The organism is Rhodococcus sp. BL-253-APC-6A1W (assembly GCF_012843405.1).
In the GTDB taxonomy this organism is placed as follows: domain Bacteria; phylum Actinomycetota; class Actinomycetes; order Mycobacteriales; family Mycobacteriaceae; genus Rhodococcus.
On sequence record NZ_JABAFB010000019.1, the window covers coordinates 15162 to 36177 of the forward strand.

A 21016-nucleotide genomic window follows, 5' to 3' on the forward strand; every position below is an offset into this window, starting at 1 on the left:
GTTGACTCTAGACACACGCCTAGCGACGGACGTGCACGCCCCGCCGGAAAGAAAGCCCGACGAACCCGACGAAATGCGTCCTTAACGCGACGAGCGGGGGTCGCACGGGCCGGGCGAGCCGAGCGAATCCGCACTCCCATCCACCGGAAGCGTTATCGCAGCACTACACCGCGCCCCGAGGCCTCGTAAATCCGGCAAGTGGCCGACGGCGCCGGAGCCCTCAGTCATGTGTGACACCCGTCATATGTGATGGGTGTCGCATCGGTCTCGATCGGACGGTCCGCTCCTCATTCGGTGCCTGTCACCGCGGCCGGACCCGCTCGCGCGACCGCCCTCGCTTCGTCCCCGCCGAAGAGCGACGACACCGGAGCGGTCACCTCGAGGAGCGCGTACCAGTTCTCGATGTCGCATCGTCGCACCCGCACGTGCATGCGAAGCGCGATGGGCTCGGCCGCCTCGCACGCCGCCACGACACCGCGATCGAGCGCCGACGCGACGGCCACCGCGGCGAGGTCGGCCGCGCCCTGCGCACGGTGCCGTGCGACGACGACCGATCCGACATGAAGCAGCGTCGCGGTGACGGCGATCAGGGCCGCCATCACGGCGCAGCCGATCACGCTCGCGCTCCCGCGGTCACCCGCCGGAAGCCGGTCCGACATCACCGCAACCCCTCCGGTTCCCGCACCGAGACGGCTTCGGCCGTCAAGGTCACCAGAGGAAACAGAGGACTCTCGGCCGTCACGACAGCCACGATCAGATCTCCCTCCTCCCGCAGCGTGATTCCGGCGTCGGGGGGCGCGACACGGGCGGCCACCTCGACCGCCCGTGTGCGATCACCTCGTGCGGCGAGTCGCGCCGCCTCTCGCGCCGCGTCGTGACACCGCACCTGATACGCGATGCTCAGCACCGCACCGAGGCACAGGACCAGCACGGTCACCAGACTCGCGATCGCAAGCGCCGCTTCGACGGTGACGCCGCCGGCATCCCCGGCCCGGAATCCCCGGATCGCCTCGCACCGACCGACGCTCGGCCCCCGGCGTCTCACACCGCTGTGTTGAGCGCGCGCTCGACGATGCCGGTCAACGCCGACACGATCGAGTCGCCGGTCACCACCGCGTACAGGACCGCACCGAACGCCGCTGCCGCGATGGTTCCGATCGCGTACTCCGCCGTACTCATTCCGTCGTCGTCCACAACGAGATCCGACACGCGACTCCGGAAACCCCGAAAACCGATGGTGCGCATAATTTTCCCTCCTTGCGGCGCGGACGGTCCGCACCGACGTTTCACAACAGCCCTCCCCCGAGCACGTCCCTGGCCAGGCCGATCACTACCGGCACGATGCCCAGACACACGAACGCAGGCAGAAAACACAACCCGAGCGGGCCGCTGACGAGCACACCCGCGCGCTCGATATCGGCGGCCACCCGGTCCTCCGCCTCCGTCCGGTACCGGACGGCCAGTTCGGCCACGGTCTCCGACAGGGGTGAACCGGATTTCGCCGAACGCCGCGCAGCCCTCGCAAAGTCCTCGAGCAGGTCGTCACCCGGGCCGTCCCATGCCTCGGCCGGATCGGCACCGAGCGCGAGCCTGTCGGCGCCCCTGCGCAGCGCCGCGGCGAAATCCGGTGGAGCCGACTCCGCGACGACACGGGCCGCCGACGGCGCCGGCATTCCGGCGCGCAGACATGCGGCGAAGAGGTCGAACGCAGCCGGCGCAGCATTCGGGTCGGGGCGTCCGGCCGATACCTGCAGGCCGGGAACACCTTTCGCATCTCTGAGGCGAGCGTTGCCGCCGGCGATCGGAAGGATCAGCAGGGCCGCGGCAGCGAGCGCGGCAGCGACGGCCGCCGTCATGCGCTCACCCTGTCGGCGATACGGTCGGTCCACAACAACCCGGCGCATGCCAGCACCGTGCCCGCGACGAGAAGCATGCCGCCGAGTCCGTCGGAAAGCAGAATCCCCACCGGCGCCGCACCCATGAGTTGCCCGAGCCCGACTCCGAGCAACGGGAGGGCCGCGAGGACGGATGCGGTTGCGCGCGCCCCTGCCAGGCCCGCGTCCGTGCGAGAGCGAATCCGCATCCTGGCGGAGAGGTCCGTCCGGGCCGCAGCCAGGAGTTCGGCGAGCGCCAGACCGTGCCGATCCGATACAGCCCATGCGTCGGCTAGTCGTGCCAGACTTACCGCCAGTCCGTCGCTGTCGCCGGACGGAACCGAGGAACGCAATCCGTCCGACGCTGAGCCGCCGAGGCGGGAGCGGGCAGCGGCGACCCGGAACGCATCTGCCGCAGGTCCGGTGGTTTCGCGCGCTGCGGTATCGCAGGCGTCGGCCGGATGCGCACCCACTCGCAGATCCGCGATGACCGCCTCCAAGCCGGACAGCAACATTCGCCGATGTGCCTCGATCTGCGCCGCGCGGCGTTTCCGGCGTATCCGCCACAGGTGCGACGCCGCCACCGTGGCGGCGGCCACCGCAGGTGCGACGCCGACAAGCATGGCGAGTGCGACACCTGCAGCGGCGGCGAGCACTCCCGGGTGACCGGCAACGGGAAAACGAAAGGGAACGTGGGGGCGGATTCGGTGTGCTCCCGACGAACCCGGGACGACGAGCAACGCGGCGGCAAGGCACAGTGTCGCCCCGATCACGGGACATCCCGTCGGCGAAGAGCACGTTCGAGCGACGCCATACCGGCGACCGCGCCGTGGTCGTACGTCCAGGCCGGCGACACGACGACTCCGGATACGGGATCGCGTTCGACGACGCCGATCTCGACGAGGCGGCGGGCACCACCGGGGCTGCGGTGAACATGAAGGACCACCTGGACTGCGGCAACGAGCTGACTGTGGAGGGCCGCTCGGTCGAGGCCGCCGAGCGCCGCGAGTGCCTCGAGCCGCGCCGGTACTTCGTCCGGTGAATTGGCGTGCACGGTGCCGGCGCCCCCGTCGTGGCCGGTGTTCAACGCCGTCAGGAGATCGACCACCTCCGCCCCGCGGACCTCCCCCACGACGATCCGGTCGGGTCTCATGCGCAACGCCTGGCGGACGAGGTCCCGCACGGTGACCTCCCCGACCCCCTCGACGTTGGGCGCACGCGCGACCAGCCGAACGACGTGGGGATGCGCGGGCACCAGTTCGGCAGCGTCTTCGACGCAGACGATCCGCTCCCGGTGGTCCACCGCTCCCAGCAGCGCCGCGAGCAGTGTGGTCTTTCCCGCACCGGTGCCCCCGACCACCAGGAACGCGAGTCGCGCACGGATGATGCGGTGCAGCAGACGGTAGGCGTCGTCGTGCACCGCACCGCGCTCCCGCAGGGCATCGAGTCCTTGGGTGGCGGGTCGCAGCACCCGCAACGACAGGCACGTTCCGCCCTGCGCAACCGGCGAGAGCACCGCGTGCAGCCGGACTCCGAACTCGCCGTGGCCGGGCAGCCTGCCGTCCACCCACATCTGCGCGTCGTCGAGTCTGCGTCCGGCGAACAACGCCAGACGCTGCGCGAGGCGGCGTACTGCGGTCTCGTCGGCAAAGGTCACGTCGGTCAGGTGCAGTCCGGAGCCTCGGTCGACCCACACCCGATCGGGTGCGGTGACGAGTACGTCTGTGACCGCGGGATCACCGAGCAGCACTTCGAGCGGTCCGGCTCCGGTGAGCTCGGTCTGGAGGTGCCGGAGGGCGGAGAGAAGGTCGGAGTCGCCGAGCACGCCCCCGGCTTCTGCGCGTAGCGCCGCAGCTACCCGCGCGGGGGTGAGATCCCCGGGTTCGTCCGCGAGGCGGTCGCGAACCCGGTCGAGCAGGTCGGCGGCGACAGTCCCGGTCACGCGATCCACCGCGTTCGCGGGCGAGCCGGATCGAGCCCGTCGAGCACGGCTTCCGCCGCACCGACGAGCGGTGACCGCGACCGCAACCGGATACCCCCGCGTTCGAGTGTCTCGGCAAGCCCCGGTTCGGGGCGCATCGACGCGAGCAGCGGTAGCCCGGTGACCTCCGCGACGTCGTCGGGTGTGAGCCCACCCGGGGCCGGTCCCCGGACGACGAGGCCGGCCGGCACTGCGCGGTCGAGGAGTCGATCCGCGATCCGTGCCGACGACAGCGCTGCACCGACGCGGGCCGGCACGACGACCGCCGTGAGATCTGCGAGGGACAGGAGTGCGTCAGCGACGGGACCGAAGGCCCGCCCGATGTCGGCGATCACGGTCGTCCCGGACCGGTGCACCGCGTCCACGACCGCCGTCGCCGCGCCGGCGGTGAGTTGCGCGCCGGAATCCCGATCCGTGGACAGGACCCCGAGCCCCTGAGTCCACGAGGGGACGGCGTCGCGGAGCGCCCGGGCAGAGATGCGTCCGCTCTCGACGGTGAGCCCGGACCATCGCACGCCGGGCCGTTCCTCGAGTCCGGTGAGCACGTCGATACCGCACCCGTAGGGATCGGCGTCGACGAGCAGGACGTCGCGGCCGGCGTCTCGTCGCGCCGACGACCAGGCCAGGGCGGCGGCGAACGTCGACGCTCCTGCACCACCACAGCCTCCGACGACGGCGATCACCGTGCCGCCGGCCGCGTCGGGCTCGGCGGTCGCACCGATGACGGCGAGCAGTTCCACTTCGCTGTCGGGCAACCCGAGGACGTGTTCGGCTCCCACGACCGCAGCGGCCTGCCACTCCCGCAGGTCGGCGGCTCCCGGACACACGAGTACGACACCGGGCCGCCGCGGAAGATCGGCGGCACACGCCAGCGCCGACGCGTGGTCCACCACGACGACGGCGGCATCGGTCCAGGAACGGCGGGACGGCGGCGCGACGGCTTCGTGGAGTTCGCGATCGGCGGCCGCAGCGACGCGGCGCAACGCCGCGATCAGAGCGGTATCGTCGGTCAGCCCGAGGACGTGGGTCATGTGCTGAGCGTGCGGGGTGAACGCTCCGGCGGGACCGCAGAACTGCGTGCGACGCCGAATCTGGGGATCGTCGGAACGCCTGTGGACAAACCCCGTCACCTGCGGACTTTCGGGGAGGGAACGCCGCCGCGAGGGCCGGCGGGAACCCCCGGAACGAGGACGACCCTCGCCAGGGGGGAGGAGGCGAGGGTCGTCTGTGTTCAGCCCCGGGGGGGTCGGGCTGAACACAACCCGGACGGATCCGGGCAATCGTGATAGTACACCGAACGTGCACGCTGTTTGCAACTGAGCGGACCGGCGTGGCGAGGGCCACGCGCGACCCCCACAGTCCGCCTCCGGGCACCTATTGTGGTGCTCGTGACTGACGCGTCCGGGAACACGAGCACCGGCATCTCGACAGTGGATCATCCGGCAGGAAGTGGCCGCATCGCCGCCTTCTTCGACCTCGACAAGACCGTCATCGCGAAGTCGAGCGTTCTCGCCTTCACGCGCCCGTTCTTCAACGAAGGACTGCTCAGCCGCCGTGCCGTGCTCGAGAGCAGTTACGCCCAGTTGCTGTACGTGCTGTCCGCCGCGGATCAGGACCGCATCGAGCGGATGCGCGAGCACATCGCGCACATGTGTGAGGGCTGGGACGTCGAGCAGATCAAATCGATCGTCGACGAGACTCTGCAGGAAGTGGTCACTCCCCTCGTCTACGCCGAAGCGAAGGACCTCATCGCCGATCACCGGGCGCGTGGTCACGACGTGATCATCGTGTCGGCCTCGGGCGAGGAGGTCGTCACGCCGATCGCGCAGGCACTCGGTGCCTCCCACAGCGTCGGTAGCCGCATGCGGATCGTCGACGGACGGTACGCCGGTGAACTCGAGTTCTATTGCTTCGGGGAGGCCAAGGCCGTCGCGATCCGCGAACTGTCGGACCGGTACGGGTACGACCTGGCACAGAGCTTTGCCTACTCCGACTCCGCGACCGACCTGCCGATGCTCCTGGCGGTCGGCAATCCCCGTGTCGTCAACCCCGGTCGGGCGTTGCGACGTGTCGCGACCGAGAACCATTGGCCGATACTGCGATTCACACTTCCCGTGCCGTTGAAAAGACGTATTCCGACGTCGCCTCGCGCACTCTGGATGGCGGGTGGGATCGCCGGCGCACTCGCCCTGATCATCGGTGTTTCGAGCCGTCTCGCGCGCCGGTCGCACGCTTCGCTGCGGTACTGATTCCGGGCGACCCGCGGCGGATGGCGCACACCGCGTCCGCGGCCCTCCGTGCCACCCGAATATCGCACTGCACAACACGATTTCGCCGAACGGCACAGATGCGACGCGAAGCCGGCATGGGGCTTGCCTACGCCACCGCAAGGGGGGTAGAAAGGAACTACGGAACGACGGAAGGCCAAGAGCGAATCAGAAGAGAAGATTCGATCTCCCGACCGGAGTTCCCAGCACGGAAGCCGAGTACCCACGCGGAGCAGGTGCCACTATAAGGGCAGAAGCGTTGTGGGCTTGCGAGATGTGACTCTTCGAAGGTAAAGACCCCGCACCCGTTGCGAGGCCGAGCCGAGATAATCGCACCGTCGCCGAGGCCGTTGAGACACAACCCATTTCAGCACGCATGGTAACGCGGTTCACCGTGTCAGCGGGTGGTACGCCGATTCTATATCGACGCGTCACCCGCTTTTCCTGTGTCCAGCGCTTGTCGCTGCGGCCCGGTGGCCTCCGTCGAATCTCCCGAGTGCCGGGCCGATCAGCCCGCGAACGCCTCGGCGATCGAGGTGGCTTCGCGCGCTCCCGCCTCGAGCGACCCGCAGCAGAAGATCACCCACCCGCCGACGCCCTCGGCGGTACCACCGGCGAAACCGTCGATCCCGCTGCGATACGCGTCGAGCCGGCGCATCCAGTGGACCTCGGGCACTCCGAGGTTCCGGGTGTCGAGACCGGTCGCCACACACACCAGCCGCGACGCCGCCCGTGCGACCACGCCGTCCGCGACGCCGAACGGCTTCAATGCCTGCAGTTCGCCGTGCACGATCGCCGCGAGCACCGGCGCGGGTGCGTCCGACCCACCTGTCACGAGTTGCGCCAACGCGTCCAGACGTTCTCCGACCCCGCTCCCGGTACGTGGCCGCCCGAGCTGACCCGCGTCCTCGACGAGGTCCGCCGCCGCGAGCAGATGCAACCGGGCCAGGGCTTGCAGAGGCGCGCGGCGCCAGGTCGACACCATGTTGCCCAGCGCGTCACCGTCGAGCGTCTGCGCGACACGCAGCGCACCGGCGAGGATCGGGTCACCGGCTTCACCGGGCTGCGGCAGCTCCATCGACCCACCGTCGATCGCGGCAGAGGCTCGTGCCGCGCGCACCGACGCCTCGGCTGCGGTGTTCGCCCAGCCCCGCCGGTTCGTGCGATGGCGATGGACCTCCGCGAGCGCGTCGCGCGCACGGTCGGCGGCGTCGCGCACGCCGGGGAGGTCGAGGAGCGGTGCAAGCGGGTCGGTCACAGTCTCCGACGGTACCGCCGGTGTTCCCGGCGACCGCCGGTGGGACCGGGCGTACGCACCGCACCACACCACTCGTCCGCGCCTCAGACCACCCGTCGCTCGAAACCGACCGATGGGCGACTGTGGCGTGACCATATACAGGCGCAACGGTGCGACGCGCGTCACAGATGATTACGCTCTCAGGAGCCCGACGATAGACGACCCGAAAGGTGCCCCGCATCATGACGAGCGCAGCTCCGGACCACGAACAGCAGGCCTTTCCTCCGAGTGCCGAGTTCACAGCCACCGCCAACGCCGGTCCGGAGTTGCAGGCTGCTGCCGACGCCGATCGCCTCGGATTCTGGGCGACCCAGGCCGAACGACTCGAGTGGGCCTCCCCGTGGACCGAGGTGCTGGACTGGTCGGACGCACCGTTCGCGAAGTGGTTCGTCGGCGGGCAACTGAACGTCGCCTACAACTGCGTGGACCGGCACGTACTCGCCGGCAACGGTGACCGCGTCGCCATTCATTTCGAAGGTGAACCCGGCGACACGCGAGCACTGACGTACAACGACCTGCTGGCGGAGGTCTCCCGCGCCGCGAACACCTTCACGGAACTGGGCCTGGTGGCCGGCGATCGCGTTGCCATCTACATGCCGATGATTCCCGAGGCGATCGTCACGATGCTCGCCTGCGCTCGTCTGGGCCTGACGCACTCCGTGGTGTTCGCAGGTTTCTCCGCGACGGCGCTCCGCTCACGTATCGACGATGCCGAGGCGAAGCTTCTGGTCACCGTGGACGGTCAGTGGCGCCGCGGCGCCGCCGCGCCGCTCAAGGCGTCGGCCGACGAGGCGACCGCCGGTGCCGCGTCGATCGAGCACGTTCTCGTGGTTCGGCGCACCGGCATCGACGTCGAGTGGACCGAGGGCCGGGACCTGTGGTGGCACGACACCGTCGAGCAGGCATCGCCCGAGCACGAGGCGCAGCCGTTCGACGCCGAGCACCCGCTGTTCATCCTCTACACCTCCGGCACCACGGGTAAGCCGAAGGGAATCATCCACACGTCGGGTGGCTACCTCACGCAGGCGTCGTACACCCACCACAACGTGTTCGACCACAAAGCGGGCGAGGACGTGTACTGGTGCACCGCCGATATCGGCTGGGTCACCGGACACACCTACATCGTGTACGGACCGCTGTCGAACGGCGTGACGCAGGTCGTCTACGAAGGCACCCCGAACTCACCGACCCAGCACCGGCACTTCGAGATCATCGAGAAGTACGGGGTGAGCATCTACTACACCGCTCCCACGCTGATCCGCACCTTCATGAAGTGGGGACGGGCGATCCCCGACGCGCACGATCTCTCGTCGATCCGCGTGCTCGGCAGTGTCGGCGAGCCGATCAACCCCGAGGCGTGGCGCTGGTATCGCGACGTCATCGGCGGGGGCAAGGCTCCGATCGTCGACACGTGGTGGCAGACCGAGACGGGTGCGATCATGATTTCCCCGCTGCCCGGGATCACCGCGACCAAGCCGGGCTCGGCGATGGCGCCGCTGCCGGGCATCTCCGCGAAGATCGTCGACGACGAAGCCCGTCCGCTCGGTCCCGGAGGGAACGGCTACCTGGTACTCGACCAGCCGTGGCCGGCCATGTTGCGCGGCATCTGGGGTGATCCGCAGCGGTACCGCGAAACGTACTGGTCACGCTACGAAGACCAGGGTTGGTACTTCGCCGGCGACGGTGCGCGCTACGACGAGGACGGGGACCTCTGGGTGCTCGGCCGTGTCGACGACGTCATGAACGTCTCCGGCCACCGCATCTCGACCTCCGAGGTGGAGTCGGCGCTGGTGAGCCACCAGACCGTCGCCGAAGCCGCCGTCGTGGGCGCGGCCGACGAGACCACCGGTCAGGGCATCGTCGCCTTCGTGATTCTGCGGGAGAACGTGGAGAACACCGGTGACGCGCTGATCAAGGAACTCCGCGAGCACGTGGCGGTGGAGATCTCCCCGATCGCGAAGCCGCGTCAGATCACGGTCGTACCGGAACTGCCGAAAACCCGTTCCGGCAAGATCATGCGACGGTTGCTGCGCGACGTGGCCGAAGGCCGCGAACTCGGTGACACCTCGACCCTCGTCGATCCCGCGGTGTTCGACGCAATCCGGGGCAAGTAGCTCCACAAAGGGTGCGGCCCCTTCCGGACTTCGTGTCCCGGGAGGGGCCGCACTCGTCTCCGGGCAGCGCGGGTTTGCGGTCGCGCCCGATCGGTCACTCAGGGGCGGGCGCTCCGGCGGGTCTACAATTTTCGACGGTGTGCCGGGAAGTCTGGTCGGCGAGCGCTCGACCCTACCGGAATCCGCCGAACCGAAAGCCGCCCGTTGTCCAACCCCGCCTGGAGCACCTCGCTCGCCCGTTTCCTCCGTACCGAAACCGTGGGCGGATCCCTTCTCCTTCTTGCCGCCGCGCTGGCCCTGATCTGGGTCAATTCCCCCCTCGGCGACTCCTACACCGCCCTGCGCGACTTCCAGATCGGTCCGGAGTCGCTGCACCTGCACCTGTCGCTGGGGACGTGGGCCAAGGACGGGCTTCTGGCGGTGTTCTTCTTCGTCGCCGGACTCGAACTCAAACGCGAACTCGTGGTCGGCGAACTCGCAGACCGCAAGAAAGCCCTGCTCCCGGTGATCGCGGCGTGCGGAGGCGTCGTCCTGCCCGCTGTCATTGCCGCGACCGTCGGCTGGGGCACGCCCGGAATGGATCGCGGCTGGGCGATTCCCGTCGCGACCGACATCGCCTTCGCACTGGGCGTCCTGGCTCTCACCGGTTCTCGCATACCGACCAGTGCACGAGTCTTCCTGCTCAGTCTCGCGGTGGTCGACGACCTGATCGGTATCGCGCTGATCGCGGTGCTGTTCACCTCGGGACTCGCGTTGATGTGGCTGGTGGCGACCGTGGTCCTCGCCGCAGCGTACTGGGTTGCCCAGCAGCGCCGCATCACCACGGCATGGCTGTACGTGCCGCTCGCGCTGCTCACCTGGTACGCCATGCACCAAGCCGGGATCCACGCGACGGTCGCCGGAGTCGTTCTGGGTCTGCTCACACGCGTCCGCACCGACCCCGGCGAGGACTACGCACCCTCCGAGCGTCTCGAGCACCGGATCCAACCCTGGTCGGCAGGATTCTGCGTGCCCGTCTTCGCGCTCTTCGCCTCCGGGGTGCCTCTCGGCGCGGAGATGATCGGCAACGTCTTCACCGACCCGGTCGGTCTTGCCATCGTCCTCGGTCTGCTCATCGGCAAAACGGTGGGAATCTTCAGCAGCGCCTGGCTCGCGATCCGGGTGGGTATCGCGACCCGCCCGACCGGTCTGATGTGGGGAGATCTGTTCGCGCTGGCGGTGCTCGGCGCGATCGGGTTCACCGTCAGCCTGCTCATCGCGGAACTTTCGCTCGGGGGTGTCGACGGTGGCGCCGCCGCCGAGATCGCCAAAGCCGCCGTCCTGGTTACCTCGTTGATCGCGTCGATACTCGGTTCGGCGCTACTGTTACGGCGTGGGCGAGCCCACCGCAAGCGGAACGAACCAACCAAAGGGGTCGACTAGTGAGCGTGACGAACGGGAACCGTCCCGGGGACGGTGTGCCGACGAGTATCTCGGGCATTCCGCTGACGAAGGTGGACGCTCCGACGCCGCGGGATGCCAGCGTCGGTGATCTTGTCCGTGACGTAGCCACTCAGGTGTCGACGCTCTTCCGCGCCGAAGTGCAGCTCGCGAAGGCGGAAGTGACCGGTGAGGTCAAGAAGGGCCTGCAAGGCAGCCTCTTCTTCGTCCTGGCGCTCGCCGTCCTCACCTTCAGCTCCTTCTTCTTTTTCTTCTTCCTCGCCGAACTCCTCGACGTCTGGGTTCCGCGCTGGCTCGCCTTCCTCATCGTCTTCCTGATCATGGTCGTGGTGACCGCGCTCCTCGCGTTGATCGGATATATGCGCGTACGCAAGGTGCGCGCACCGAGCAAGACGATCGACTCGCTCAAGCAGACGAAGTCGGTCCTGCCGAACCACCAGGACGACCAGGCTCCCGCCGGTCGTCATCACGCAGCGCGCTGATGCGCCGAGCGATATAGAGGTGGCTCCACCCGACCCGTCCACGGCCCGCTATCCCGGGCCGTGGACGCATCGTGACATCCACGCGAACGGCATCCGGTTCCACGCGGTCGAAACCGGCCCGCACGATCCGGACACCCCGCTCGTACTCTTCGTGCACGGTTTCGCGGACCTGTGGTGGTCCTGGCGTCACCAGCTCACCGCCTTCGCCGAGTCGGGCTACCGAGCCGTGTCGGTGGACCTGCGCGGCTACGGCGATTCGGACAAGCCCCCGCGCGGATACGACGGCTGGACCCTGTCCAACGACATCGCGGGTCTCGTCCGCGCGCTCGGGCACAGCGAGGCGATCCTCGTCGGGCACGCCGACGGCGGGCTGGTCTGCTGGGCGACGGCGGTTCTGCATCCTCGGCTCGTGCGTGCCATCGCCGTCGTCGATTCACCCCACCCGATCTCTCTGCGCGACGGGGCACTGCGCGACAAGGCGCAGCGAAAAGCACTCCTGCCGACGTTCCTGTCGTATCAGGTGCCGTGGCGGCCCGAACGTCGGCTGGTTCGCGACGAGAGTCGCGAGATCGAACGGCTCGCGCGCCTGCGTTCGGGACCGGAGTGGCAGGCCACGCCGGAATTCTCCGACGTCGTCGAGCGTCTCCGCTCGGCAATCCGTATCCCGGGGGTCGCGCACTGCACGCTGGAATACCAGCGGTGGGCGTTCCGGAGCCAGTGGCGGCCCGACGGGCGACGTTTCATGAAGGCGATGGACGTCACCCTCTCGCTGCCCGTCCTCCAGTTGCACGGCGTGCTCGATCCGTACGTACTGGCCGCGACGCTGCGCCGGTGCAAGCGTCACGCGCCCGGACGCGTCCTGAAGTTCGTCGACGGCGCGGGTCATTACGCGCATCAGGAGAAGCCCGATGTCGTGACGTCGCAATTACTCGGCTTCGTGCGGGGTCTCTGACTCCGACGGACAACCGCACGGTCCGGGCGCCGGCGTCAGACGATGCAGACGCCGGTTTCCACGGGTTCGAACACCGATCCGGCCAGTGCGAGTTGACGGCTGATCTCCCCGGCCGTGAGCACGAATCCCGTATCGGAGTCGTCGATGGCCGCGCCGAACACCATGCCGAGGACGAGACCCTGCGCGTCGACGAGTGGTCCACCGGAGTTGCCCTGCTGGATCAGACCGCGCACGGTGTAGACCTCGCGTTCGACCGTTCCGCTGCGGTAGATGTCGGGTCCCTGCAGATCCAGCGTTTCGCGGACCCGTGCGGCGCTCGCCGTATACGGCCCGCCACCCGGATAGCCGAGGACGATCGCGTTCTCACCCGAGTCCGCGGGCACGGGGGCGAATGCCAGCGGTGGGGCCGTGAGCCCGGGCACCGACAGGATCGCGACGTCCACGGCCGGGTCGAACAGCACCACGGAGGCGTCGAGTGCGCCCTGTTCGGTGTCGACGGTCACGGCGGCAGTGCCCGCCACGACGTGCGCGTTCGTCATGACCCGTTCCGGCGCCACGACGAAGCCGGACCCTTCGAGTGCCTTCTGGCAACTCGGCGCGAGTCCGTTGATGCGGAGCACGCTCGGATGGAGATCTGCCGCCACCGGGCTGTCGAGCAACGAAGCGTCGGGGATCGCGACCTCGGCGATCGGGGTCCTGCCGAACGGTCCGATCACCTCGGGTAGCCCGGACGTGTCGAGCAGAGCCGAGAATTCGTTGGGTATCGCCCGCATCCACTCGGGAGCGAATTCGTCGACGGTGCCGAGGACATGAGAACCCCGCACCGCTGCGGACACCACGGGCTGAGTGGTGGCCGTCAGCGGAATGGCGAGAAGCCAGGCGGCGACGAGCACGGCGACGGCCTGCAGACCCGCGCCCACGACGCTGTCGACCGCCCGGACGCCGGGGCTGTGGATGCCACTGCGGGCAGCCCGGCCGAGCACCATCCCGGCCACCTCGCCGATCACGACGAGCACCACGATCAACGCGATCCCCGCCAGGATCCGCATTCGCCCCTCTTCGACGTGCACGAGCACGTGCGGCGCGATGAGAATGCCGGCGATCGCACCGAGCAGTACACCCAGGAACGCGAGGGCCGACGCAACCGCGCCCTGCCTCAGTCCCGACGATGCCGCGATGACGACGATCAGCACGATGATCAGGTCGAGCCAGCCGGATCCGGTCACGGTTCGACCACCTCGGTCTCCATTTCGGCGAGTACGACATCGAGGTCACGAATGTCGTGGTGATCCCATTCGATTTCCCATCCGGAGACGGCGAACAGGCCTGCGAGCACTCCCGCGGTGAAACCCCACACGAGCATCCCTTCGACCCGGAAGGCCGGTCCGCGATACCCGAGGGCGTGCCGTACCTGGAAGCGGTTCCGCGGGTCGAGCAAGTCGTGCAGCGACACGCGCACCACGCGAGAAGCCTCGGCGGGATTGACCACACCGACGGGGCTCGGACGCTCCCAGTACGCGATCACGGGTGTCACGTCGAAGCCCGAGGGCGGGATGAACAGTTCGGGGAGCACAGCGAGCGGACGTACCCCGGCGGGGTCCAGGCCCGTTTCCTCCTGCGCTTCGCGCAGAGCGGTGTGTTCGGGACCCTCGTCGTCGGGATCGGCGGCGCCACCGGGAAACGCGACCTGTCCGCTGTGCTGGCGCAGGGTCGCCGCACGCTGGGTGAGCAGCACATCCGCGTCGGCCGGCAGGCCGCCACGGGCGAGCGGGTCAGGCGTCGGCGAACCACCGAACAACACCAGGACCGCCGCTTGCCGGACCGGGAGCCCGGAGGGCGCGCGCCGGTTGATGATCGGATTGTCGTCGTGCGGGTCCTTCGGCTCGAGGGTCGTGACCTTCCGCAACCAGTACGGCGTCATACCGCCACCCCCAGGTATTCGTCGACCACGGCGGCGACCTCGTCGGCGGAGCGGAAGGGCTGAGGCAGCACTTTGGCCACCGAGCCGTCGGCTCGCAGCAGGATCGTCACCGGCAGCACCGCCGGGGCTCCGACCGCGGCCTGGACTCGTCCGGAGCCGTCCTGCACTCCGGGCAGATGCACGTCGTAGTCCGTCAGCTTGCTCAGCGCATTGGCCTCGTTGGGATCGGTATGCACCGTCACCACGGTCACCGCATCTCCGGCTCGTTCGGCGAACTCCTCGAGCACGGGCAGTTCTTCGGCGCACGGGCCGCACCACCACGCCCACAGATTCACCACAGCCGGCTTGCCCGCGAGTGCGGCGGCCAGGTCCACCGTGGAACCGTCGCCGACGCATTCGAACGTCAACCCCGCGAGCGGGCTGTCCGCAGACGCTCCCGCTGCAGGCGTTCCCGCTGCCGACGGGCAGGGATCCAGAGCGGCGGTTTCCCGGAGGGGCGCGAGAGCCTGCGGGTTGTCCTGCGCTCGCCGGTCGACGGGTGCGGCCGAGGTCGCAGCGCCGGTCGCCGAGGGAGCCGGTGCGTCATCGTTGCCGCGCGGCCAGATGGCGACGATCAAGGCGATCACGACGACCAGTGCTGCCAGGCTCCAACGGCCTGCTGAGGAAGGGTGCACCGGCGTCACCTACCGGCCAGCTCGAGCAGATGCTCGGTCTCCGGTCCCTTCACCAGCGCGGCGGCGGTCGGCGGGTCGGTGGGTCCGATCCCGTAGGACGGGCAATCCTTGGCGAGCACGCACACTCCGCAGGCGGGTTTGCGCGCGTGGCAGACCCGACGGCCGTGGAAGATCACCCGGTGGGACAGCAGCGTCCACTCCTTGCGTTCGATGAGCGTTCCGACGGCGTGCTCGATCTTCACGGGGTCGGTTTCCGTGGTCCACTTCCAGCGTCCGACGAGCCGAGCGAAGTGCGTATCGACGGTGATTCCCGGCACATCGAAGGCGTTGCCGAGAATGACGTTCGCGGTCTTGCGCCCGATGCCGGGCAGCTTCACGAGGTCGTCGAGCCGAGCCGGCACCTCGCCGTCGTACTGCTCGAGCAGAGCCTGGCCCAGACCGATGAGTGCGTTCGCCTTGTTGCGGAAGAAGCCGGTGGATCGGATGAACTCTTCGAGCTCCGTCCGGTCCGCTTCGGCGTAGGCGCGGGCATCGGGGTACCGGGCGAACAACGCGGGAGTCACCTGGTTGACGCGCACGTCCGTGCACTGAGCGGACAGGATCGTCGCGACCGCCAGTTCGAGCGGCGTCGTGAAATCGAGTTCGCAGTACACATGGGGAAAAGCCTCGGCGAGCCGCCGATTCATCCGTCGCGCGCGGCGCACCAGCGCGAGCCGGGATTCGGAGCGGGGGGCCGCGCCCGAGTCACCACGGGGAGCCTGATCGGAGCTCTCGGACGGGGTCGCATGCACCTGGACCACTGTACGTAAACCCCTCCGCATCAATCCGCCCCCGTGTCTCATCTGAGACCTAACCCGTGTTTACTTCCCGGTATGCAAGCTCTCGCTGTGGTGCTTTTCCCAGTGCTGCTGACGCTGTTCGCACTCGCCATGGAGCGTGTCGAGTCCCGCCTGAGTCGTCTTTCCGTCCGTGAGGACGAGGTCGAGGAATTCCTCGACCAAGCCGACCAGGGTGATGTCGCCGCGCTCGCTCGCGAAGGTTTCCCCGGGGCTCTCGCCCGGTTCCACCGCCGTCGGCGCCGGGGGTCGACCGAGTCGGACGGCAGCACCTCACATCACGGTCTGGGGACGCGTCGCGCCAGCTGACCCACATACTCGCCGGTAGCCTGCGAGAAGGTTTTCGGAAGCAAAACACCCGATCCGTGGTGTCGGTCACTCACGCCTGACCTCGGCACAGTAGACTGGGGAGTCGTACGCCTGACAGGTGACCTCCGTCGGATGCCCGTAGACGTGCCGACACAGCAGCAAGACAACGTTTTTTCATTTCCCAAAAGGAGCGCACGTGGACGAGGTCCTGGCCAGAGCAGGCATCTTCCAAGGAGTCGAGCCCTCTGCGGTTGCGGCGCTGGTCAAAGAGCTTCAGCCGGTCGATTTTCCCCGTGGCCATGTCATCTTCAACGAAGGTGAGCCCGGCGACCGCCTGTACATCATCGTCTCCGGCAAGGTGAAGCTCGGTCGGCGTTCGCCCGACGGTCGCGAGAACCTGCTGACCATCATGGGCCCGTCCGACATGTTCGGCGAGTTGTCCATCTTCGACCCGGGCCCCCGTACGTCCACCGCGACGACCGTCACCGAGGTGCGTGCCGTGAGCATGGACCGCGAGGCACTCAAGGCGTGGATCGACCAGCGTCCCGAGATCGCCGAGCAGCTGCTCCGCGTGCTGGCCCGCCGGCTCCGCCGCACGAACAACAGCCTCGCCGACCTCATCTTCACCGATGTTCCCGGTCGCGTCGCCAAGGCTCTGCTGCAGCTCGCGCAGCGTTTCGGCACGCAGGAGGCGGGCGCTCTGCGCGTCACGCACGACCTGACGCAGGAAGAGATCGCCCAGCTCGTCGGTGCGTCGCGCGAGACCGTGAACAAGGCTCTCGCCGACTTCGCGCACCGCGGCTGGCTGCGCCTCGAAGGCAAGAGCGTCCTGATCTCCGACTCGGAGCGTCTGGCGCGTCGCGCCCGCTGACACGCGGCATCACGACACACGGGCGAGCCCGGGACGCGACACGCGTCCCGGGCTCGCTCATTTACGGGTTATGAGGTATCGCCGTCAGGCGAAGCTCCTCAGGTATTCGAGTTGCACGTTCACCGACTTCTCCGCCGCGTCCCACAACGACCGGTCGACATCCGCATACACGTGCTCGACGACGAGGCGCGCTGTCGCGTCCTCACCGAGGGTGCGCACCGCGCCACGCACCTGTTCGAGGCGCTGCTCACGATGGGCGAGGTAGTCCCGCGCGATCGTCTCCAGGTCGTCCAGTTCGGGGCCGTGCCCGGGCAACACCGTGTAACCCGGCCCCAAGCCGATCAGTGCACGCAGCGAGCGGAGATAGTCGCCGAGATCGCCGTCGGTGTCGTCGAGCACCGTGGTGCCGCGTCCGAGGATGGTGTCCGCGGTCAGGACACTGTTGTCGTCCTCCACGACGAAGGACAGCGAATCCGCGGTATGGCCCGGTGTCGCGAGTACGCGAATGCGAAGCCCGGCGGCTTCGACGACGTCACCGTCGGAAAGTTCGTTCCCGCCGCCGTGCCGGTGATCGGCCGACGACGCATGCACGGGGCAGTTGGCGAGTTCGGCGAACCGGCCCGCACCTTCGGTGTGGTCGAAGTGCCGGTGACTGATGAGTGTCGCGGCGACAGGAACCTGCGCGACGCGCGCGAGATGCGCTTCGTCGAGCGGGCCCGGATCCACCACGACGCACTCGTCTGCCCCGGGCGCACGGAGGATCCACGTGTTGGTGCCCTCCAAGGACATGACCGAGGGGTTCTCTGCCAGAACCACGGCAGCGTTCTCCGTGATCTGCCGCAACCGGCCGTACGCGGGGTGGACCAGCGCCATGTTCTTGCCTTTCCTGACAGGGACGTCGTGGTCGATCCCACTCTACGAGGGCCGCGGATCGATGTCCCGGGCCACGACCCCCGTAGATCGGGTCACCGCCGAGGTCAGCGCACCTCGACGATGAGTTCGACCTCGACGGGAGCCCCGAGCGGCAGTTCCGCGACGCCCACGGCGGAGCGGGCGTGCGCACCGACGGCACCGAACACCTCACCGAGGAATTCCGACGCGCCGTTGATCACGCCGGGCTGGCCGGTGAAACCCTCGGCCGAGGCCACGAATCCCACCACCTTCACGATGCTGGCGATGTTGTTCAGGCCGACGAGTCCATCGATGGCCGCCAGCGCGTTGAGCGCGGCGGTACGTGCCGCCTGCTTCGCGTCCTCGGGCGAGACCTCGGCGCCGACCTTGCCGGTGTGGGTGAGGGTGCCGTCGACGAGCGGCAGCTGGCCCGAGGTGTAGACGATGTCACCGGAACGGACGGCGGGCACATACGCCGCCACCGGCTTGGCGATCGGCGGCAAGCTGAGCCCCAACTCGGCGAGGCGTGCGGACCACTGTTGCGCCACCGCGTCAGCCCTTCGGACGCTTGAGGTAGGCAACGTGCTGTTCGCCGGTGGGTCCCTGCAGGACGGTGACGAGTTCCCACCCGTCGGAACCCCAGGTATCGAGAATCTGCTTGGTCGCGTGTGTGAGCAGGGGCACGGTCGCGTACTCCCACGTAGTCGTTTCACTCATGTCATGACCCTATCCGCCGCCTTAACGAGCGCACGACTTATAGGCTCGTGGTCGTGGCAACACCGACATCTCATTCCGGCGAGTGGCCGGCCGGCGCCGCACAGGCGCGACTGCACTTCGTGTCCGGCAAGGGCGGTACCGGCAAATCGACGGTCGCGGGAGCGCTCGCGCTTGCGCTCGCCGCGGGCGGCCGCAAGGTCCTGCTCGTCGAGACGGAAGGCCGGCAGGGAATCGCGCAGTTGTTCGACGTTCCGCCGTTACCGCCGGTAGAGACGAAGATCGCCTCCGCCGAGGGCGGCGGAGTCGTCTCCGCGCTCGCCATCGACATCGAGGCGGCGTTCCTCGAATACCTCGACATGTTCTACAACCTGGGGTTCGCGGGCCGTGCGATGAGGCGGATCGGTGCCGTCGAGTTCGCGACCACCCTCGCACCGGGTCTGCGTGACGTGATTCTCACCGGCAAGATCAAGGAAACCGTGGTGCGCACCGACGCGTCGGGACGCCGCGTGTACGACGCGGTGGTGGTCGACGCGCCGCCCACGGGACGAATCAGCAGTTTCCTGGACGTCACCAAGGCCATGGCGGACCTCGCGAAGTCCGGCCCGATCCGGTCGCAGAGCGAAGGCGTGGTGCGACTGCTGCACTCCGACGAGACGGTCGTGCACCTTGTCACTCTGCTCGAGGCGCTACCCGTTCAGGAAACCGCGGACGCGGTCGAGGAATTGCAGGCAGCAGATCTGCGCCTGGGCACCGTGATCGTCAACCGCACCGCGCCCGAACATCTGCCCGAAAATCTCGTCGATGAATTTGCCGGCGGGCGGGTACCCGGAGAATCGATCCGCGCCGCGTTCGGCCGGGTCGGGGTGAAGCTCTCCGACGAAGATTTTGCCGGGCTGCTCACCGAAGCCATCGAGCACGCTGCAACCTTGCAGGCACAGCAGGTCAGCGCCGCTCAACTCGACGACGTGAAGGTGGCGCGCATGTCCTTGCCCTCCATGGCCGACGGCATCGACCTCGGCGGCTTGTACGAGCTTGCCCAGGCACTGACCGAGCAGGGCGTCCGATGACCGGGAAGGCGCGCGTCGCCACTCCGCTCGATGTCGGCGGAATCCTGGCCGATCCGTCGTCGCGGGTGATCGTGTGCTGCGGATCCGGAGGCGTCGGGAAAACCACCACTGCTGCCGCGCTGGCGTTGCGCGCTGCCGAGAAGGGCCGCAGCGTGGTGGTCCTGACGATCGACCCGGCGCGTCGGCTCGCGCAGGCCCTCGGGGTGCAGAGTCTCGACAATTCGCCGCAGAAGGTGGAACTCCCGGCCGGATCCACCGGCGAATTGCACGCGATGATGCTCAACATGCGTCGCACGTTCGACGACATGGTCCTCGAGCATTCCACGCCCGACAAAGCCCAGCAGATTCTGGACAATCCCTTCTATCAGACCGTCGCGTCGTCGTTCTCCGGTACGCAGGAGTACATGGCGATGGAGAAGCTCGGACAGCTCGCGCAGAGCGACGAGTGGGATCTGATCGTCGTCGACACACCGCCGTCCCGGAATGCGCTCGACTTCCTCGACGCTCCGCAACGGCTCGGCGCGTTCCTCGACGGCCGGATGATCCGGATCTTCACCGCTCCCGGCCGGGGCATCGGGCGTCTGGTCACCGGAGCGATGGGCATCGCTCTCAAGGCCGTGTCGACGATCGTGGGCAGCCAGATGCTGTCGGACGCGTCCGCGTTCGTGCAGTCGCTCGATTCCATGTTCGGAGGGTTCCGCGAGCGCGCCAACCGGACCTATCAGCTGCTCCAGCAGCCCGGCACCCACTTCATGGTGGTGGCGTCCGCCGAACCGGACGCGCTCCGGGAGGCCTCCTACTTCGTCGAGCGGCTCGGTGAGGACCGGATGCCGCTCGCGGGCCTGGTGCTCAACCGAACGCATCCGACCCTGTCGAAGATGCCCCCGGACCATGCGCTGACCGCGGCCGACGCGCTTGCCGAGCAGGGCGGTGACGACGCGGAGGCTGCCGAAGCCGTCCTGCGTATCCACGCGCACCGCGCAGTCACAGCCAAGCGGGAACTACGTCTGCTGCGGAGTTTCACCGCCGCGAACCCGCGCGTGCCCGTGGTGGGCGTGCCCTCGTTGCCGTTCGAGGTGTCGGACCTCGAGGCGCTGAGGGCCGTGGCCGACCAGCTCACCCGCGAGGCCTGAACCTCTGCGGGTGGGCGGTGTCAGACCGCGTTCTGGTGGTGACGCTGCGCTGCGAAGAAATCTGCCCAGGATTCGACCTCGGGGTGCTGCTTGAGAAGTGCTCGGCGCTGGCACTCGGTCATGCCTCCCCAGACACCGAACTCCACTCGATTGTCGAGTGCGTCAACGCCGCACTGGAGCATCACAGGGC

The 21016-nt window shown here is 68.4% G+C and carries 25 protein-coding genes; 9 read left to right on the plus strand and 16 right to left on the minus strand.

Features of this window, described 5'->3' with window-relative positions; translation table 11 throughout:
• Window positions 1-287: 287 nt before the first annotated feature.
• From HF877_RS20520 to ssd, 7 genes are read right to left on the minus strand one after another with little or no spacing between them, the layout of a single operon-like run.
• A complete protein-coding gene (locus tag HF877_RS20520) occupies window positions 288-659 on the minus strand; it encodes an Rv3654c family TadE-like protein (protein ID WP_169623041.1) in 372 nt (123 codons plus the stop codon).
• Entirely contained in the window at window positions 659-1006 is a 348-nt protein-coding gene (locus tag HF877_RS20525) for a TadE family type IV pilus minor pilin (RefSeq protein WP_169623065.1), read from the minus strand. Before HF877_RS20525 ends, HF877_RS20520 begins: the two co-directional genes overlap by 1 nt.
• 35 nt (window positions 1007-1041) lie before the next feature.
• Complete coding sequence (locus HF877_RS20530) at window positions 1042-1245, minus strand: DUF4244 domain-containing protein (protein WP_169623042.1); 204 nt, start codon at window positions 1243-1245, stop codon at window positions 1042-1044.
• 41 nt (window positions 1246-1286) lie between these two features.
• A complete protein-coding gene (locus HF877_RS20535) occupies window positions 1287-1856 on the minus strand; it encodes a type II secretion system F family protein (protein ID WP_169623043.1) in 570 nt (189 codons plus the stop codon).
• Window positions 1853-2647, minus strand: coding sequence for a type II secretion system F family protein (locus HF877_RS20540; RefSeq protein ID WP_346765258.1), 795 nt, complete (start codon window positions 2645-2647; stop codon window positions 1853-1855). Before HF877_RS20540 ends, HF877_RS20535 begins: the two co-directional genes overlap by 4 nt.
• Complete coding sequence (locus HF877_RS20545; protein WP_169623044.1) at window positions 2644-3816, minus strand: TadA family conjugal transfer-associated ATPase; 1173 nt, start codon at window positions 3814-3816, stop codon at window positions 2644-2646. The genes HF877_RS20540 and HF877_RS20545 overlap by 4 nt, the downstream gene beginning before the upstream one ends.
• Window positions 3813-4886, minus strand: coding sequence for a septum site-determining protein Ssd (ssd, locus tag HF877_RS20550; RefSeq protein ID WP_169623045.1), 1074 nt, complete (start codon window positions 4884-4886; stop codon window positions 3813-3815). The genes HF877_RS20545 and ssd overlap by 4 nt, the downstream gene beginning before the upstream one ends.
• Window positions 4887-5276: 390 nt before the next feature.
• Here ssd and HF877_RS20555 point away from each other — a divergent pair, with 390 nt between their 5' ends.
• The gene (locus HF877_RS20555) at window positions 5277-6104 is read left to right on the plus strand and encodes an HAD-IB family hydrolase (protein WP_169623067.1); all 828 of its coding nucleotides are present in this window, start codon (window positions 5277-5279) and stop codon (window positions 6102-6104) included.
• Between the two features lie 526 nt (window positions 6105-6630).
• On the opposite strand, the gene HF877_RS20560 is transcribed toward HF877_RS20555, so the two are convergent.
• On the minus strand, window positions 6631-7380 hold the full coding sequence (locus HF877_RS20560; protein WP_169623046.1) for an oxidoreductase: 750 nt from the start codon (window positions 7378-7380) through the stop codon (window positions 6631-6633).
• 221 nt (window positions 7381-7601) lie between these two features.
• Here HF877_RS20560 and acs point away from each other — a divergent pair, with 221 nt between their 5' ends.
• The 4 genes from acs (at window position 7602) to HF877_RS20580 (ending at window position 12407) form a co-directional block, all read left to right on the plus strand.
• Window positions 7602-9533, plus strand: coding sequence for an acetate--CoA ligase (acs, locus tag HF877_RS20565; RefSeq protein ID WP_169623047.1), 1932 nt, complete (start codon window positions 7602-7604; stop codon window positions 9531-9533).
• A 204-nt stretch (window positions 9534-9737) separates the two neighbouring features.
• Window positions 9738-10955: a Na+/H+ antiporter NhaA gene (gene nhaA / locus HF877_RS20570; protein WP_169623048.1), complete on the plus strand. Its 1218-nt coding sequence runs from the start codon at window positions 9738-9740 to the stop codon at window positions 10953-10955.
• Entirely contained in the window at window positions 10955-11455 is a 501-nt protein-coding gene (locus HF877_RS20575; protein WP_169623049.1) for a phage holin family protein, read from the plus strand. Before nhaA ends, HF877_RS20575 begins: the two co-directional genes overlap by 1 nt.
• A gap of 19 nt (window positions 11456-11474) precedes the next feature.
• Complete coding sequence (locus tag HF877_RS20580; RefSeq protein WP_169623050.1) at window positions 11475-12407, plus strand: alpha/beta hydrolase; 933 nt, start codon at window positions 11475-11477, stop codon at window positions 12405-12407.
• 35 nt (window positions 12408-12442) lie between these two features.
• Here HF877_RS20580 and HF877_RS20585 read toward each other — a convergent pair whose 3' ends face one another.
• Genes HF877_RS20585 through nth form a run of 4 tightly spaced genes read right to left on the minus strand, consistent with a single transcriptional unit; the run spans window position 12443 to window position 15802 of the window.
• Window positions 12443-13633: a MarP family serine protease gene (locus tag HF877_RS20585; RefSeq protein ID WP_169623051.1), complete on the minus strand. Its 1191-nt coding sequence runs from the start codon at window positions 13631-13633 to the stop codon at window positions 12443-12445.
• Window positions 13630-14328, minus strand: a complete 699-nt coding sequence (locus HF877_RS20590) for a CoA pyrophosphatase (protein WP_169623052.1) — start codon at window positions 14326-14328, stop codon at window positions 13630-13632. The genes HF877_RS20585 and HF877_RS20590 overlap by 4 nt, the downstream gene beginning before the upstream one ends.
• Window positions 14325-15002 (minus strand): TlpA disulfide reductase family protein, encoded by a 678-nt coding sequence (locus HF877_RS20595; protein ID WP_169623053.1) that lies wholly within the window; start codon window positions 15000-15002, stop codon window positions 14325-14327. Before HF877_RS20595 ends, HF877_RS20590 begins: the two co-directional genes overlap by 4 nt.
• Window positions 15003-15007: 5 nt before the next feature.
• Window positions 15008-15802 carry an endonuclease III gene (gene nth, locus HF877_RS20600; protein WP_169623054.1) on the minus strand — a complete coding sequence of 265 codons (795 nt, stop codon included), beginning with the start codon at window positions 15800-15802 and terminating at the stop codon, window positions 15008-15010.
• 72 nt (window positions 15803-15874) lie between these two features.
• Between nth and HF877_RS20605 the strand changes: the two genes are divergently transcribed.
• Window positions 15875-16147: a hypothetical protein gene (locus HF877_RS20605; RefSeq protein ID WP_169623055.1), complete on the plus strand. Its 273-nt coding sequence runs from the start codon at window positions 15875-15877 to the stop codon at window positions 16145-16147.
• 196 nt (window positions 16148-16343) lie between these two features.
• Window positions 16344-17018 (plus strand): Crp/Fnr family transcriptional regulator, encoded by a 675-nt coding sequence (locus HF877_RS20610; RefSeq protein ID WP_111731607.1) that lies wholly within the window; start codon window positions 16344-16346, stop codon window positions 17016-17018.
• An 84-nt stretch (window positions 17019-17102) separates the two neighbouring features.
• Here HF877_RS20610 and HF877_RS20615 read toward each other — a convergent pair whose 3' ends face one another.
• The 3 genes from HF877_RS20615 to HF877_RS20625 all read right to left on the minus strand — a co-directional run bounded on the left by HF877_RS20615 (window position 17103) and on the right by HF877_RS20625 (window position 18626).
• Window positions 17103-17891: an MBL fold metallo-hydrolase gene (locus HF877_RS20615; RefSeq protein ID WP_169623056.1), complete on the minus strand. Its 789-nt coding sequence runs from the start codon at window positions 17889-17891 to the stop codon at window positions 17103-17105.
• Between the two features lie 104 nt (window positions 17892-17995).
• Window positions 17996-18457: a RidA family protein gene (locus tag HF877_RS20620; protein ID WP_169623057.1), complete on the minus strand. Its 462-nt coding sequence runs from the start codon at window positions 18455-18457 to the stop codon at window positions 17996-17998.
• 4 nt (window positions 18458-18461) lie between these two features.
• Window positions 18462-18626, minus strand: coding sequence for a hypothetical protein (locus HF877_RS20625; protein ID WP_169623058.1), 165 nt, complete (start codon window positions 18624-18626; stop codon window positions 18462-18464).
• Window positions 18627-18679: 53 nt separating this feature from the next.
• Here HF877_RS20625 and HF877_RS20630 point away from each other — a divergent pair, with 53 nt between their 5' ends.
• Window positions 18680-19693 carry an ArsA-related P-loop ATPase gene (locus HF877_RS20630; RefSeq protein ID WP_346765259.1) on the plus strand — a complete coding sequence of 338 codons (1014 nt, stop codon included), beginning with the start codon at window positions 18680-18682 and terminating at the stop codon, window positions 19691-19693.
• Window positions 19690-20826: an ArsA family ATPase gene (locus tag HF877_RS20635; RefSeq protein ID WP_169623060.1), complete on the plus strand. Its 1137-nt coding sequence runs from the start codon at window positions 19690-19692 to the stop codon at window positions 20824-20826. The genes HF877_RS20630 and HF877_RS20635 overlap by 4 nt, the downstream gene beginning before the upstream one ends.
• 20 nt (window positions 20827-20846) lie before the next feature.
• Here HF877_RS20635 and HF877_RS20640 read toward each other — a convergent pair.
• Window positions 20847-21016: WhiB family transcriptional regulator (locus HF877_RS20640; protein ID WP_169623061.1), on the minus strand; the 170-nt coding region annotated here is incomplete at its 5' end.